Origin of the sequence: Streptomyces sp. NBC_00353, assembly GCF_036108815.1 — a bacterium.
Taxonomy (GTDB): Bacteria; Actinomycetota; Actinomycetes; order Streptomycetales; family Streptomycetaceae; genus Streptomyces.
The window spans coordinates 1,464,849-1,479,636 of the sequence record NZ_CP107985.1 but is presented as its reverse complement, the minus strand read 5'-3'; the positions used below and the strand labels follow the sequence as shown (position 1 = coordinate 1,479,636).

At 68.3% G+C, this 14,788-nt stretch carries 13 protein-coding genes; 9 read left to right on the top strand and 4 right to left on the bottom strand.

Going from position 1 to position 14,788, the window contains the following annotated elements:
• Positions 1-105 precede the first annotated feature (105 nt).
• The 3 genes from OHA88_RS07135 to OHA88_RS07125 all read left to right on the top strand — a co-directional run bounded on the left by OHA88_RS07135 (position 106) and on the right by OHA88_RS07125 (position 2,971).
• Positions 106-1,335 carry a glycosyltransferase family 4 protein gene (locus OHA88_RS07135; RefSeq protein ID WP_328624715.1) on the top strand — a complete coding sequence of 410 codons (1,230 nt, stop codon included), beginning with the start codon at positions 106-108 and terminating at the stop codon, positions 1,333-1,335.
• 42 nt (positions 1,336-1,377) lie between these two features.
• On the top strand, positions 1,378-2,214 hold the full coding sequence (locus OHA88_RS07130) for an undecaprenyl-diphosphate phosphatase (RefSeq protein WP_328624714.1): 837 nt from the start codon (positions 1,378-1,380) through the stop codon (positions 2,212-2,214).
• Between the two features lie 124 nt (positions 2,215-2,338).
• The gene (locus tag OHA88_RS07125) at positions 2,339-2,971 is read left to right on the top strand and encodes a DedA family protein (protein WP_328624713.1); all 633 of its coding nucleotides are present in this window, start codon (positions 2,339-2,341) and stop codon (positions 2,969-2,971) included.
• 369 nt (positions 2,972-3,340) lie between these two features.
• On the opposite strand, the gene OHA88_RS07120 is transcribed toward OHA88_RS07125, so the two are convergent.
• Complete coding sequence (locus OHA88_RS07120; protein WP_328624712.1) at positions 3,341-3,901, bottom strand: isochorismatase family protein; 561 nt, start codon at positions 3,899-3,901, stop codon at positions 3,341-3,343.
• A 564-nt stretch (positions 3,902-4,465) separates the two neighbouring features.
• On the opposite strand from OHA88_RS07120, the gene OHA88_RS07115 reads away from it, so the two are divergent.
• The 4 genes from OHA88_RS07115 to OHA88_RS07100 all read left to right on the top strand — a co-directional run bounded on the left by OHA88_RS07115 (position 4,466) and on the right by OHA88_RS07100 (position 7,893).
• The gene (locus tag OHA88_RS07115; RefSeq protein WP_443044188.1) at positions 4,466-5,572 is read left to right on the top strand and encodes a Cmx/CmrA family chloramphenicol efflux MFS transporter; all 1,107 of its coding nucleotides are present in this window, start codon (positions 4,466-4,468) and stop codon (positions 5,570-5,572) included.
• Positions 5,569-5,787: a hypothetical protein gene (locus OHA88_RS07110; protein ID WP_328629959.1), complete on the top strand. Its 219-nt coding sequence runs from the start codon at positions 5,569-5,571 to the stop codon at positions 5,785-5,787. The genes OHA88_RS07115 and OHA88_RS07110 overlap by 4 nt, the downstream gene beginning before the upstream one ends.
• Before the next feature lie 154 nt (positions 5,788-5,941).
• Positions 5,942-7,180, top strand: coding sequence for a DUF4032 domain-containing protein (locus tag OHA88_RS07105; RefSeq protein ID WP_328624710.1), 1,239 nt, complete (start codon positions 5,942-5,944; stop codon positions 7,178-7,180).
• A 95-nt stretch (positions 7,181-7,275) separates the two neighbouring features.
• Positions 7,276-7,893 (top strand): hypothetical protein, encoded by a 618-nt coding sequence (locus tag OHA88_RS07100; protein ID WP_328624709.1) that lies wholly within the window; start codon positions 7,276-7,278, stop codon positions 7,891-7,893.
• 242 nt (positions 7,894-8,135) lie between these two features.
• Here OHA88_RS07100 and OHA88_RS07095 read toward each other — a convergent pair whose 3' ends face one another.
• Together OHA88_RS07095 and OHA88_RS07090 are read right to left on the bottom strand one after the other, a co-directional pair.
• Entirely contained in the window at positions 8,136-8,576 is a 441-nt protein-coding gene (locus tag OHA88_RS07095) for an SSI family serine proteinase inhibitor (RefSeq protein ID WP_383374528.1), read from the bottom strand.
• A gap of 350 nt (positions 8,577-8,926) precedes the next feature.
• Positions 8,927-9,559, bottom strand: coding sequence for a class I SAM-dependent methyltransferase (locus OHA88_RS07090; RefSeq protein WP_328624708.1), 633 nt, complete (start codon positions 9,557-9,559; stop codon positions 8,927-8,929).
• Between the two features lie 480 nt (positions 9,560-10,039).
• On the opposite strand from OHA88_RS07090, the gene OHA88_RS07085 reads away from it, so the two are divergent.
• Complete coding sequence (locus OHA88_RS07085) at positions 10,040-10,336, top strand: hypothetical protein (RefSeq protein ID WP_078878953.1); 297 nt, start codon at positions 10,040-10,042, stop codon at positions 10,334-10,336.
• Between the two features lie 179 nt (positions 10,337-10,515).
• On the opposite strand, the gene OHA88_RS07080 is transcribed toward OHA88_RS07085, so the two are convergent.
• Positions 10,516-11,973, bottom strand: coding sequence for a SulP family inorganic anion transporter (locus tag OHA88_RS07080; RefSeq protein WP_443044353.1), 1,458 nt, complete (start codon positions 11,971-11,973; stop codon positions 10,516-10,518).
• 2,192 nt (positions 11,974-14,165) lie between these two features.
• Between OHA88_RS07080 and OHA88_RS07075 the strand changes: the two genes are divergently transcribed.
• Complete coding sequence (locus OHA88_RS07075; RefSeq protein ID WP_328624706.1) at positions 14,166-14,774, top strand: hypothetical protein; 609 nt, start codon at positions 14,166-14,168, stop codon at positions 14,772-14,774.
• Positions 14,775-14,788 lie beyond the last annotated feature (14 nt).

Here is a 14,788-nt window from a genome sequence, read left to right as displayed (position 1 = left end):
TAAAACTTCAGCGTCTACAGCTGTGTAGACGTTGTTGTGTTCCGAGTGTGCCATGCGCCCCCACGCGAAGCGCAACGGTCCAGGCCACGAAAGGGGCCCCGGCGAGTGAAGATCGCTTTCCTGATCCACAACGTTTACGGCATCGGCGGCACCATCCGCACCACGCTCAATCTTGCCTCGGCGCTCGCGGACCGCCATGAGGTGACGATCGTCTCGATGCTGCGCCACCGGACCAGCCCCCGGTTCACCATCGATGAGCGGATGACCCTGGTGCCGCTCGTCGACCTGCGCAAGGACGCCGCCGACACGGCCGACCCGCGGCTGCACCAGCCAGCAGAGTCCTTCCCCTCAGCGGAAAAGCGCCACAAGCAATACAGCCGTCTCACCGACCTGCGGGCTGAGGAGTACCTGCGCACCTGCGACGCCGACGTGATCATCGGAACCCGCCCCGGCATCAATGTCTACCTGGCGCGGTTCGCGCCCCGCCACGCGCTGCGCATCGCCCAGGAACACCTCACCCACGACACGCACAGCACACGCCTGCGCAGCCAACTAGCCCGGCACTATCGCGGCCTGGACGCCGTGATCACCACCACCGAAGCGGACGCCACCGCCTACCGGACCAGGATGCGCCTGCCCGGCGTGCACATCCAGACCATTGCCAACAGCGTGCCCCAACCCCACGTGCCGCCCACCGCCGGCAGCACCCAGGTCATCGCCGCGGCCGGACGCCTGGTCCGTGCCAAGCGGTTCGACCTGCTCATCGAGGCCTTTGCCAAGGTCGCGGCCGAGCGCTCCGACTGGTCCCTGCGCATCTACGGCACCGGCACCGACAAGGACCGGCTTCAGGACCTCATCGACGACCGCGGCCTGGCCGGGCGGGCAAGCCTGATGGGCGCGACCGCACACATCGAGGCCGAGTTCGCCCAGGCATCCATCGTGGCGAGCGCCTCCGACGCCGAGTCGTTCGGCATGACCCTGGTCGAGGCAATGCGCTGCGGAGTCCCCGTGGTCAGCACCAACTGCCCGCTCGGCCCTGCCGAAATCATCCACGACGGCGTCGATGGCCTCCTGGTCCCGGTCGGCGACGCCGCGGCGCTCGCCGCGGCGCTGCTCGACCTCATCGACGACGAGGGCGCCCGCCGCCGCATGGGAGACGCCGCTCGGAGAGCCTCCAAGCGCTTCGACCCCGTCCCCATCGCCGCGACCTACGACGCACTGTTCACCGAGCTCGGCGCGACCCGCCGCTCCCGCGCCTGGCAGCGCGGACGCGGCAGGTGGCGCGCACGCATCGGCCGGTCCATGCGCCGTCTGCGCCAACCCCGCCACCCCTGAGCAACACCCCCGCCCCATCCGCCGCACCCAGAGACGGAACCCATGAGCGTCATAAGCATCGGCCAGGCCGCCGTACTCGGAGTCGTGGAAGGAATCACCGAATTCCTCCCGGTCTCCTCCACCGGCCACCTCAAGATCACTGAAGGGCTGATGGGTATCCCCGTCGACGACACCTCCGTCGTCGGCTTCACCGCCGTCATCCAGGTCGGCGCCATCGCCGCAGTACTCGTCTACTTCTTCAAAGACATCGTGCGCATCGTGAGCGCATGGGGCCGAGGGCTGACCGACAAGCGTGAGCGGTACCACCACGACTACAAATTCGCGTGGTGGGTCATCTACGCCACCATCCCGATCGTGATCGTCGGACTCGCGGCGAAACCGCTGGTGGAGGGGCCACTCGCGTCCCTGTGGGTCGTGGCGGGATCGCTGATCGTCGGCAGCGGGGTGATGTGGGCGGCCGACCAGATGGGACGCCACAAGCGCGGTGAGGACGACACCACGTTCAAGGACGCCATGCTGGTGGGCAGTTCGCAGATCCTGGCGCTGCTCTTCCCCGGCTTCTCCCGCTCGGGGGCAACCATGTCCACGGCGCTGATCCTCGACCTGGACCGGGTCGCCGCGACGCGACTCTCCTTCTTCCTCGGCATCCCCGCCCTGACGGGCGCGGGCCTGTACGAACTCAAGGACGCAGTCGGCGCCGGAGTGGGCGCCGCACCCCTCGTCGTCGGGACGGCCGTCTCCTTCGTCGTCGCCTACGCCTCCATCGCCTGGCTCCTCAAATTCGTCGCCCGACACTCCTTCAACGCCTTCGTCGTCTACCGCATCATCGTCGGCGTCCTGCTCCTCGCGCTGCTCGGGACCGGAGCGCTCCACGCGTGACCGTCGGCTGAAGCGTGTGGGGCGCGCGCCCGAGCGCCACGCCGGACACCGCCGCCCCACACACGTACCGCCCCCAGTTCCTGAAACTGGACCACGGCGGGCCACGACCCGGAGGACACCGCACATGAACGCGATCACCGACTGGCTCGGCGGTCTGTCCGGCCCACTGGTCTACGCGGTTGTCGGCGCCCTCGTGTTCGCGGAAGACGCGCTGTTCTTCGGCTTCGTCCTGCCCGGTGAGACAGCCGTCGTCCTGGGTGGCGTACTCGCCAACCAGGGACAGGTCTCGGTCTATTGGCTCGCGCTGACGGTCGTACTTGCCGCCGTCGCCGGAGACACCGTGGGCTACATGATCGGCCACCACTTCGGCCCAAGGATCTTGACGACACGACCGCCGCGTCACCACGAGCAACGCATCGAGAAGGCACAGGACTTCATTCGTCGCCGGGGCCCAGAAGCAGTCTTCCTGGGCCGCTTCATCGCCTTCTTCCGCGCCATGATGCCCGCGCTCGCCGGCATCTCCCGCATGCACTACCGCCGCTTCCTCCTCTTCAACGCCCTCGGCGGCCTGGTCTGGGGAGTCGGCTTCACCCTGCTCGGCTACTTCGCAGGCTCCGCCTACCAGCGAGTCGAGGCGGTCGCCGGGCGCGTCGTCACGCTTGCTGTCGCGGTGATTGTGATGGGCGGACTCATCGCGTGGCACGTGCGGCGTCGCCGCCAGGCAGTTGGGCCGGGCCCGCAGGACCGGAACGACTGACGCCCCGATCCGTTGCGTCACCATGCAGTCGACCTCGAAAACCTCGCCGACGCCCTGCTCGCCGACCTCCTTCCGCCCGGCGGCGCCACCGACGACACCGCCCAGGTCATCGTGGGCCTATGACCCGGCCCGCCACGCCCGCAGCAGCGCGCTCAGTCGGTCACCATCGACGCCTCAGCACGAGGCCGGCCGGCCGGAGCGCCGACTGGCCGTCGGTCCGACGGCCGAGCCGACCGACCGCGGATGCCGTCCTGGCGGCGATCCGGGTCTACAACTTCGCGCGCTGATGGGGCCGTTCGCCGAGTTCTCGGGCCAGTACCCGTGGGAGTGACAGCCGACCGAGGCGTCCCGGCCTTTGGTGCACACGCCTCAGGACGTGCCGCCGAGGTCGACATTCTTGGTCTCGACCGTCCCGGCAGTCCGCCCCGGCGCCGCCTGGTAGGTCCAGTACAGGTTCGTGTGCGCGATGACCTGGTCCGGCGGCGGTGCTCCCCATGCCGTCTGGTTCTCCGTCGTGTGGGCGTCGCTGACCAGGGTGACGTCGTACCCCCTGACGAATGCGCCGTGGAGCGTCGAGCGAATGCACGCATCGGTCTGCGCGCCGACGACGACGAGGCGCCCGGCCCCGAGGCCCGACAGGACGGTCTCGAGGGTGGTGTCCTCGAAGGAGTCGCCGTAGTTCTTCTCGACGAGCGGCTCGGCGTCGCCCGGAGTCAGCTCGGGGACGATCCGCCAGTCGTCGCTCCCCCTCACAAGCTGCTCGTCGGAGTGCTGGACCCAGACAACGGGTGTCCCTTCCCGCCGTGCCTTCTCAATGAGGTGGCCGACGTTCGCGACGACCGCGTCGCGCTCGTGAGCCCCCTCGACGACGCCGTTCTGCACGTCGACGACGACGAGTGCGGTGTTCGGCCGATTCTCGAGTGTGGTCATGGTCTCCCCTTACTCACGCTGGGTTCCTCTGTCCACGCACGGTAGACCCACCCACTGACAGTGGGCCGGAACGAACCTCGCACCCAGGCCCAGCCGTCCTTCGGCCGGCGCCCGACCGTTCTTCCGCTCCGCGGAGCGATCAGTCCCCGCAGGTGCACCGGCACCGACTGACGCGGCTCATTCCGGCAAGCCGTTGAACGAACCTCCGTGCAGCTCAACCAGCCCACGTGTCGTAATCCGGTTGAAGGTCAAAGGGGCCGTGGGTACTGTGCGCCGGGTGATGAGCCCTGAGTCAGACAGAACGGAGCCGCCGGTCGCTCGGCGGCGAGTTGTTCTCTGACCGGTAACCGATCGGTTCTCGGTCGATCTCGCTTCCAGCGACCGGACATTCGTTCCGTGTGTCTGGTCCAGTTTCGACTCTCGCCCTCAGTACGCGGTTGACGTAGGTCGATGCCCGGCGCGCGGATGCCTCTGCCCGCGTAGCTCAACGCTGGAGTCGACCTCTTGCCTCTGTTCGTCCATGTCCTCAGCCTTGCCGTTTTCGCGCAAGGAACCTCCGAATTCATGTTGGCCGGGCTCGTACCGGGCATCGCCCACGACATGTCCGTGTCGGTGGCGGCCGCCGCGAGCCTGACCTCCGCGTACGCCATCGGGATGATCGTGGGTGCGCCGGCCATGGCTGCACTGAGCGCCCGATGGCCACGGCGTCGAGCGCTGGCGGGCTTCCTGGCTGCGTTCATCGTGGTGCACGTGATCGGCGCGATCACGGCGAGCTTCCCAGTGCTGTTCGGAACACGCATCGTCGCCGCCATCGTCAATGCCGGTTTCCTCGCGGTCGCGATGTCCGTCGCGACCACCCTGGCAGCTCCGGCGAAGCAAACCAGAGCTACCGCAATCCTGCTGTCCGGGGTGACGCTGTCGTGCGTTGCCGGTGTGCCCACAGGCGCGATGCTCGGCGATCGGTCCGGCTGGCGATCAGCGTTCTGGGCGGTCGCCGCCCTGTGCCTGCCCGCACTGGCGCTCGTGTTCCGGTCGGCGCCCGCCTCCCCGGCCCGTCACCACGACGTCTCGATCAGGCAGGAAGCGCGGGAACTGAGGTTGCGACCCGTGCAGCTGGCACTGACTCTCGCAACTCTGGTCAACGGGGCAACCTTCGCGACATTCGCCTACCTCGCCGTCATCGCAACAGACGTCGCTCACCTGCCTGACGGCGCGGTTCCCGGGCTGCTCGCGGCGTTCGGTACGGGCGCGTTCGTCGGGGTCGTCGCAGCCGGCCGTATCGGCGATGGACAGCTGCGGCGCGGACTGATCCTCGCCCTGTGCGCCCTGCCTGCCGGATGGGCGGTGCTGGCCGCGACCAGCACCCGGCCAGCCCCGTTGTTCATCGTGACGATCATCCAGGGCGGGCTGTCGTTCGGCATCGGATCGACATTCGTCAACCGCGTCATGTTCGTCGCGTCCCGCGCCCCGTCACTGAACGGGTCGTTCGCCACGGTCGCACTGAACGCCGGTGCGTTCCTGGGACCGCTGCTCGCCGGCATCGCGACCGCAGCAACGCACGACTACCGAGACGTCGCGTGGGTCAGCGCCGTACTGGCCGCGACGGCGGTCGTCGTCATCGTCGCCTCCCGAAGGCGAGCCGTGCACGCAGACGTGAGGGAAGCCCGGTGACCCCCCGCAACGCCCCGGTGACGCCCGAAGGCCGGCTCGGGTTGGTGACTCGCTGCCGGCAGCGCCCCACCGTGCATGTCGTTGCCGAGGACGGCGTCTCCCGACAGCAGCACCTGATCCACTGCATCATCGAGCTGTTTGTGCGCAGCCGCTGGCCGGTGCGCACGATCGCCCTGGACGCAACGGCTCCGGGGTACCCATCAGGGCCGAGGTGACCGGTGCCGGCGCGGCCGGCCGTCTCCTCCGCCGCTCGCCCGGCAGGGACCTGCCGGCCAGGAAGCACGGGCTTCCCTCCCCGGCGCCACGGGGTGCGCGACTCGCTACGTCACACTGGTGGTCCCGTCACCGAAAGTACGAGCGAGGCGACCGATGGCTTTGCAGTTCAGCGCCACCAATCCCGAACACCCCGCGTTGCTTCTCGAGCTGCCCTGGCACCTGCCGCTGGAGGAGTGGCCGGAGAAGCACCTGGTGACGCTGCCGCGCGGCATCTCCCGCCACGTCGTGCGCTATGCACGAGCGGGGTCCGACGTGGTGGCCGTCAAGGAGCTCGCCGAACGGCCGGCGGTACGCGAATACGAGCTGTTGCGCACCCTGGCCCGGCTCGGGATACCCGCGGTGGACCCACTCGCGGTGGTTACCGGGCGCACCGGCACCGACGGGGAACCGCTGGAGCCGGTGCTGATCACTCGTCATCTCAACGGATCCCTGCCCTACCGCTCGATGTTCGAGACGACGATGCGCCCGACCACGGTGCACCGGCTCATGGACGCACTCGCCGTACTGCTGGTCCGGCTGCACCTGGCGGGGTTCGCCTGGGGCGACTGCTCCCTGTCCAACACACTCTTCCGCCGGGACGCCGGCGCCTATGCCGCCTACCTTGTGGACGCGGAGACCGGCGAGGTGCACAACCAACTCAGCACAGGACAGCGTGAATACGACATCGATCTGGCCCGGGTGAACATCAGCGGGGAGATGCTGGACCTGGAGGCCTCGGGTGCTCTCCATCCCTCGGTGGATCCGATCGCTTTCGGCGCCGAGATCTGCCAGCGGTACGAGGAGCTGTGGAGTGAGCTGACTCGTACTTCGGTCTATCCGGCCGGCAAGTATCACTACATCGAACGTCGCATGCGTCGGCTCAACGACCTCGGCTTCGACGTCGCCGAGATGCAGATCGCCAACTCCCCGAACGGCGAAACCATCACGTTCGTCCCCAAGGTTGTCGACGCAGGCCATCACCAACGCCAGCTGCTGCGCCTCACCGGGCTCGACGCCGAGGAGAACCAGGCCCGGCGACTCCTCAACGACCTTGAGAGCTGGATGGCGACACAGGAGGACTACGCGCCCGGCGACCCGCTCGGCGCCCGTGCGGAGGTGCTTGCCCACCGCTGGGTCCGCGAGGTGTTCAGGCCCACGGTACGTGCGGTTCCGCAGGAACTCCGGAGCACCATGGATCCGGCCGAGCTCTATCACGAGCTGCTGGAACACCGGTGGTACATGTCCGAGCGCGCACAGCTGGACATCGGTCTGGCAGCGGCCGTGGCGGACTACACCACCAGCGTTCTTCGTCGTCCCGGGACGGAAGTGCCGTCGGCGAGCGATTCCCCGTGATCCGCGCGACCCGGTAGACCGGGTGGAAGGTGCACGTTTCGCCCTCGCCGCGGACATCGGCCGCATTCCCTCGATGGTGGGAGAAGCTGTGCGGTGTGAAAGGTGAGCGGTTGCGATTCGACGGCTGGATCGCCGGCGTGGGGACGACCTCCGGAACTCGGCTGGTGGTGGGGCACTGGACCCGTTCACCCTTCGGGTCGTTCAGTGATGTGATGATCCAGCACCCAAACGGCGAGCGGTTGCTGCTGGCACCGTCCGCTGCCGTCGCTGACTTCGTCGCCACCACCTACCGCTTCGAGTGCGTCGAGGTCGTTCCCGTCACGGTCCGGCGGGGCGGATCCGAGTGGAGCATTCAGGCCGGCCCGCTGAGTCTGCACTTGAGTACCGGCTCCCGGACCCCGCTGGGGTGGCTGCTGCGCGCCGTGCCCACCCCGCTGGTCAGGAGCCGGCGCTGGGCGGCACTGTGCAACATCCCTGCGCGGCTGATGCCTGGTGTGCGCACCCTGGGCACTGCCGCCCCGGGGCGTCGGGAGTGGTACGGAGCCCATGACCTGTGGCCCATTCTCGCTGCGGACGCCGTGCTCGGCGGAGCCGGACTCGGGGCGCTGGCACCGCTCGACCCACCCGTGGAATTCGGGTTCGGTTCCGCGCCCCGCCGCCCGGCTCTCGTACGCGTCACGACGACGGTGGAGCTGGCAGCGGCACCGCCGTGATCGGTCTTCGCCCGTGGGGCGGCTCACGCGGGTGAGGTTCGGCGACTGCCGGCACATGCCCCGACCGCAGTTGCCGTCGTGACGACGCACTCGTCGTCACGACGGAATGGACAGGGACGCTTCCCGCCGGCGGGGGCCCCGCGTCGCTCAACTACGGATGCGCTCGCCCCGATCACGTGCGCCGGTCGGCACACGTCCGTCGGGCCGGGGCATCGGGTGCGATTGCATGCGCCGAGGGTCGATCAGAAGCCGAAGACCGATCCCTCGGTCAGGCTCGCCTGCATCTCGCAGGCGTTGCTGAAGGTGGCCGACCAGGAGACGCTCCGGCCCTGCCACACACCGTTCGCGTTGATGACGACGGGATCCCACTCACGCGTGCAGCTTCGCTGAGGCGGCGTGGTCAGCTGGGTGAACTCCCCGTCGACCGCGAGCAGATCCGCACACGCCGCAGTGGGCGAGGGGTGAGTGCCGCTGGGGCGCGGGGCGCAGCTGAGGGTGACGGCCCGCTGGACGGTGACAGCGGCGCCGTTGCTCTTGCCGACCGACAGCACGAGGGCTGACGGGGCGTAGAGGCTGGTCGACTGCACGGGCTGGGCCTGCGCGACACCCACGGCGCCCATGCCCGTCATGATCAGTGCAGATGCCGTAGCGATTATGCTCAATTTGCCAATGTTGTAGCGCACTTGTGAATCTCCTTCGCTTGGGGGTGCGATTGCGTTCGGGAGTCTCGTGCATGCAGACAGTGAGTGCACATCGATCAGCTCTTTCCGGCCCGGCTCGCCGGCGGCGCATCAACCGAATGGTCGTTCGGCCAGCTCGGAAGCGGTGAGCGGGACCCGTGCGAGGTGTCCAGCATGTGGACGAAATCCGGTGGTACAACTGCGAACTACCGCCTGACCTGCTGCTTTTCTGAGGTGGTTCTTACGCGAAAGTTCACGCTTCGGCCGGAAAGCAGCGCATGAGACAGCTCCGCGGCGCTCCGCACAGGGGTGTGAGAGGGGCTGTGGCGGCGAGTCGCCGCTGGGACGGGCTGTCAGGTCCGTCGGCCGAGCAGGAACAGTTGAGGCTCGGGCACCCCGCCGGGGTACGACGGGGTGAACAGGGTGTTCTCCTCCCACAGGAGTGAGAATCCCGCTTCGATCACCAACTCGGTGAATGCTGCAGCAGCGAAGCTGGTCACCTGTACGTCCTGGCCCATGAACTCGACGTCGACGCCCTCCACGTCCAGCGGTACGGTCGCAATCATCAGTAGGCCGCCGCGGGTCACCACCTGCCCGAGCCGCCGGACGAGCTCGGACTGGTCGTTGCGTGACATCTGCAAGAGGGAGAAGTAGACACACGCCGCGTCGAAACTGCTGTTCTCCAGGGTGACATGGCGGATGTCGGCACACTCGAACGAGGCGTCGGGCACCTGTCGTCGCGCGAGTTCCACCATGACGGGCGAGACATCGACACCCAGCACCTCGTGGCCGGCCTCGGCCAGGATGTGCGCGGTCGGCCGTCCTGTCCCGCTGCCGACGTCCAATACCCGGCTGTGCGGCGCGAGCAGTTCCAACAGGCGCTGCAGCGAAGCATGGTGGGCTGCCGACTCGGCAAAAGCCCGCTCGTACTCGGCTCCCAGCGCGTCGAAAGCCGCTGAGGCCGAAAGACGCTTACGATCATGCATCGCGACTAATCCTTCCGTGCCGACCGGTTCTGCGGAATCGTTGCATTGTTCACAGTGGCCCTCAACGCCTTCCCGCGGAAGCCTTCCTGAGCGTTGCGTGTCTCGACGAGACTGGCCGCATCGGGGTCGTGATCATCGACCTCACGAGCCCTCACAGGCCCGCCCGCGATGATGAACGCGTCCATCGCGAGGCAGTGCCTTCCGGTCCGGTGACACCACCCCTCGAATCATTGCTGACAAAGGGGGGAAGCCATGCCGGGCCCAAAGACCGGGAGCCTCGTTGCGGAGCCGACGAAGACGGGTGCCGGTGAAGCCCTGACGTGCTCTGCGAGGCCCCGGTCACCCCATCGGACGCGTTTCGCACCCGACCGGACGCGCCACGGTGACAAGCTGTACCGGTGCTCGTTGGAGGGAGAGTTCGAGCCAGTGGCGCAAGCCGAATGCGCGCAGGCCGCTTCCGAGGAACGACCGGAGAACGTCATGACCACAGCACATGCCCCCCATCCCGACCACATGCATCAGCACGGCAAGGGCTGCGGCCACGTGGCCATCCCGCACGAGGACCACGTGGACTACGTGCACGACGGTCACCTCCATCGTGTTCACGACGGCCATGTGGACGAGTGTGAACCGGGCGGGCACACCGCTCACGGCGACCACGCGCACCAGCATGGCGACGGGTGCGGGCATGTCGCGGTGCCGCACGGGGACCACGTGGACTACGTGCACGACGGTCACCGGCACGTCGGTCATGACGGGCACTGGGACGACCACTGACACGTTGTGTGCAAGACGGGTGTCCCCCCGACGTCTGGGGGGACACCCGTCGCTTGCGTGCGTACCGTCCGGTGGCGGCGCCCCGACGTCCGTACGGTGGGGCAGGGGCCGGCTGCGGCACCGACCAGTAGAGGCCTGCACCGGCGCACGGCCCGAACCGCCGTCATGAGTCGTGTCGGTCAGGGTTCCGCGGGGACCAATCTGACCGGGGCGGTGCCCGGGGTGTTGTGTCTGTCCGCCCAGGTGGTCAGGGCAGTGAGGCACGCATGGTCCAGATGCCGCAGGCCCGACAGGTCGAGCTCGATCGGGCGGTCCTTCGGCAGCGCCTCCAGGGCGTCGAGTATCGCCGGCAGTCGGAGGAACGTCGCATTGCCCGTCAGCCGCGCGCGGATCACGCCGACTCCTCCGTCGGCGACATCGACCTGAAGGTGAGAGGTGTCCCACGCCGACTTCGCCACGGAGAGCGCAACACCGATCAGCACGCCTTCGAACATGTTCGCCACGACGATCATCCCAGCCGTGGCGACCACGATCACTGCCTCGCCCCGGTGCGCACGCCACAGCACAATCAGCTCCTTGACAGGGACGAGCTTCGCGCCGGAGTAGACGAGGATGCCCGCGAGGCAGGACAGCGGAATCACACCGAGTGCCGACGGCAGCAGCGCGGCGAACAACAACAGCCATACCCCGTGCAGCACTCTGGACGCCTTGCTCCGTGCGCCCGCCTGGACATTGGCCGCGCTGCGGACAATGACCGCGGTCAGGGGCAGCGAGCCGAGCGCACCGCATACCGCGTTGCCGGCGCCCTGGGCGATGAGTTCCTTGTCGTAATCCGTGCGTGGTCCCGCGTGGAGGCGGTCCACCGCCGCCGCGCTGAACAGGCTTTCGGCCGATGCGATCAGGGCGAACGCGAGCACCGTTCCGAGGACGCCGAGCTGAGTCAACAGCCCGAATGCGTCCGCGCTCGGTGGCTGGATGGCGTCCAGCAGCCCCTGTACCTCGACCTTCGCGACAGGCGTGTCGCAGATCGCGGCGGTAGCGGAGGCGACGGCGACAGCGACCAGCGGAGCGGGCACGAGCCGCATCGACGGAGGGAGGCGCTTCCACCCGACCAGGACAGCGATCGTCCCGAGGCCCAGTCCGAGAGCCACCATGGACTGGGCGGAACTGAACACATCGGCCAGCAGACCGGGCATACCGGCGATCTTGGAAGGCCCGGTATCAGGCGCCTCGCGATCGGCCATGACGTACAACTGGCCGGCGATAAGCAGCAGTCCGATGCCGGCGAGCATGCCTTGGACGACGGCCACAGAGATGGCCCGGAACCAGCGGCCCAGCCTGAGTACGCCCATGAGGAGCTGAAGCAGGCCGGCGGCGAGGACGAGAACACCGAGGCCGGCGAGGCCGTGAGCCGTCACGGCTTCGTAGACCAGCACCGTCAGGCCGGCCGCTGGGCCGCTGACCTGGAGACTGCTCCCCGGCAGCAATCCGGTCACCAGCCCTCCCACGATTCCCGTGACCAGACCCAGCTCGGCCGGAACACCGGAGGCGACAGCCACCCCCACACACAGCGGCAGCGCGACCAGGAACACCACCAGAGATGCGGCGAAGTCGTCTCTACCCCTTGCTCCGCACACACCCTCTTCGCCGCGCCAGAGGGCCTTCCCCCGCCGGCGTCGGCCGCTGGGGTCGTGGATGATGCCCTTCACAGGGCGCGGATGGTGCCAGTGGCCCGCCCGTGGGCGAGCTCGGAGCCGACGTGGATCCCCTCGCATCTGTGAGGGATGGGGCTTGGGGCGGCGACACTCCGGTGGCAGCTGCGGGCACGGTTGTTGAATGACTGCATGTCAGCTTGTCTCTCCTGCACGGTCATGCGAAGTACGGATGACGATCGGGTCCACGGGGTTGCGCTCGGGTTGACTGACCTGGCGTCAGTGGAGCAATGCCAGGAGCCGACGCTGCAGGTCGGACAGCAGGCCGGCCCGAGGCGGAGCGGACGCGGGATTCGGTTGTGGAGTGGTCGGGCTCGGGGCACAGGAATTCTGTTCTCGTTCCGAGGCCGTGAGTGCATGTGAACTGTCCGGCGACAACGGCGCCGCGGAGGGCTGGGCGGGCTGGCGAGCCGCTTCGGCGCGCACCAGTGCGCTCACGGCCGCGAAGACATCTGCGGGCATGACGGGTTCTCCTGCGAGGTCACGTGACGTAGGTGTTGACGACGGCAGGCCGCACCTCGCGTGCCGCTCGCGGCAGAGCACGACGTGTACGAGAGATGTGCGGCCGGAGCCGATCAGCAGCGCAGCACGAGACCTGTTGGAGAATCAGCCGAGCCGGCTCTGCCCACAGGCGCCGGTGCGCAGGCACGGCGTCCAGGTGCTGTGGGCTCTGCGCCGAACGTGGGGTCGGTCGCCACCGCGGTAGCTGCAGATGGGATGTGGCGTGGCTTGCCGAACGAGGTTGTTCCGGACCGCCACCTGTGGTCGTCGCTGTGACGGCTGGGAGCCGGTGGGCAGGACAGCTCTGATGACGCTGAGTCGATGACAGCGGCGCTGACCGTCTGACTTTCGTGAAGCGTACGGCTGCTGTGATCGAGGCCGACCTTGAAGACAGGTGCGGCGGCTGGGGTGAACACTCCGTGCAACAACGTCATCAACGCGATCAGCAGGGCTGTACACACGGCGCGGCGTACCGTCCGCTGTCGTGCACCGCCGCTGATGGGCGTCATGTTGAGTCCTCCCGTGATGCCTGATACCAGGGAACATCGACGAGGAGGCTGCGGCAGTCCGACCCCTCCGCACGAGTGACAGGTTCACCCGCGTCACTCATTCATGGAACATTCGTTCGGTCGGTGTTCCGTCGTGGGTGTCAGCCCGGTTTGGGCAGCGGGGTTTCCGATACGGAGACTGCTCACCACACATACCGGTGACCGCGTCCGTCCGACGGTTTCGCCACGGTCGTCACCTGCAGTTGAACGAAGAGGCTCCACGTGAGGTCACGGTGCGTTGACGATTGCGCCCTTGCGCCGGGGGCTGAATTCCTGGTCCGTCGTTCAGCGCGCAGGCGGTGGGGGAGTCGGCGAGTGTGATCCGGAGGGGATGGCTCGCGCTGTCTGGCTCGGGATGGCGGCGGGTGTGCCGCTGTGGAGTGCTTGCCGGGTGAATCGGATGGCGTACGGCAGGGCGGCCCGGGTCAGTGCGTCCGCACCGGCGGCCTGGGCTGCGGCTCCGATGAGGGGCTCCGCGCAGGCGGCGGCGCGCCGGAGAGCAACAGGAGTGCACAGCCGGCTCGTGTACCGCAGAGCTGGGCGGAGCAGACCGGTGGCGGGAAGGTGGGGGAGCGCGAGGGTCAGGGTCCGGTCTTGGGCGCCAGAGCGCGGCCAGGTCAGTTCGATGCGCATGAAACGGGCCTCCACTGGAGGTAGGGGGTTCTGGCACCTGCGGAACACGTTGGGCTGCCACTGCACATGCCGAACAGCTCGGTCGATCAGGCGGGGCGCAGCGTGACGCGGGTCAGTCGACGGGCGCAGGGCGGCCCTGGGCCGGGACGGGCGCTCATGTCCTCAACTCCTCGCGGCCAGGACACGCGGGGGTGTCGGTCGGCGATCCGTGGAGACGCGTCGGCGGGACCGGGCGGCTGGTCTTCCCGGACTTGTCGCAGCCGGGAGGGCCGGGCCCTTGGTGTTGAGGCGTCCACCGCCTGTTACCTCACTTGGCGGTAAGTGGATATGTCCAGGCTTGCCGTAGTTGCGTGATCTTGTCAAGGTTGCTGAAAGGTGAGAGACGTCACGGCCGCGGGCCGTCCGTCTCACCTGCCCGACGGAGAGAGAGCGACCATGACTGACAGATCCCATGTGTCTGGCTCAGGGGACACGAAGGTGCAGCATCCCGTCCAGGAGGCACTGGCGCACCCCATGCAGCGGGTGATGACAGCAATGGACAGGGTCCCCGGCGCGGACCGGGTGAAGGGGATCGTCGACGGTGTTCTGGACTCCGTCGGGATCGTCTCGCCGCATGCTCGGCGTGTCGCGGCATACACCGGTGCCGGGCTGCTCGGTGTAGCCGGTGTGGTCGAGTGGCCGGTGGCCGTGACGGGCGCCGCAGTGGTGTGGCTCACGCAGCCGCGTCCGACGGAAACCGCGGGGGCCCAGGCCGCCGGCGAGGCCCGGGCGGAAGGTTCGCAGGTGAAGCAGGCCGCCCGGTCGGCCAAGGCGCAGACCACCACGAGAGCGGCGAAGACCCGCCCGGCCAAAAAGGCATCGGCCACTTCCGGAAAGGCCAAGACCCGCCCGGCCAAAGCATCGACCGCGTCGGGAACGGCGAAGACCCGCCCGGCCAAGGCGTCGACCGCCTCCGGGACGGCGAAGGCCCGCTCGTCCAAGCGCGCCGCCACGAGCGCCTCGGGCACCTCGCGCGCCAAGGCCGGTGGGCGGAAGAAGTCCTGAGGCCGCCTCCCATC

Coding starts and splice junctions, on each gene's coding strand:
- OHA88_RS07125 (WP_328624713.1), top strand. CDS start 2,339: ATGAACGCGATCACCGACTGGCTCGGCGGTCTGTCCGGCCCACTGGTC.
- OHA88_RS07085 (WP_078878953.1), top strand. CDS start 10,040: ATGACCACAGCACATGCCCCCCATCCCGACCACATGCATCAGCACGGC.
- OHA88_RS07090 (WP_328624708.1), bottom strand. CDS start 9,559: ATGCATGATCGTAAGCGTCTTTCGGCCTCAGCGGCTTTCGACGCGCTG.
- OHA88_RS07115 (WP_443044188.1), top strand. CDS start 4,466: ATGTTGGCCGGGCTCGTACCGGGCATCGCCCACGACATGTCCGTGTCG.
- OHA88_RS07130 (WP_328624714.1), top strand. CDS start 1,378: ATGAGCGTCATAAGCATCGGCCAGGCCGCCGTACTCGGAGTCGTGGAA.
- OHA88_RS07105 (WP_328624710.1), top strand. CDS start 5,942: ATGGCTTTGCAGTTCAGCGCCACCAATCCCGAACACCCCGCGTTGCTT.
- OHA88_RS07120 (WP_328624712.1), bottom strand. CDS start 3,901: ATGACCACACTCGAGAATCGGCCGAACACCGCACTCGTCGTCGTCGAC.
- OHA88_RS07075 (WP_328624706.1), top strand. CDS start 14,166: ATGACTGACAGATCCCATGTGTCTGGCTCAGGGGACACGAAGGTGCAG.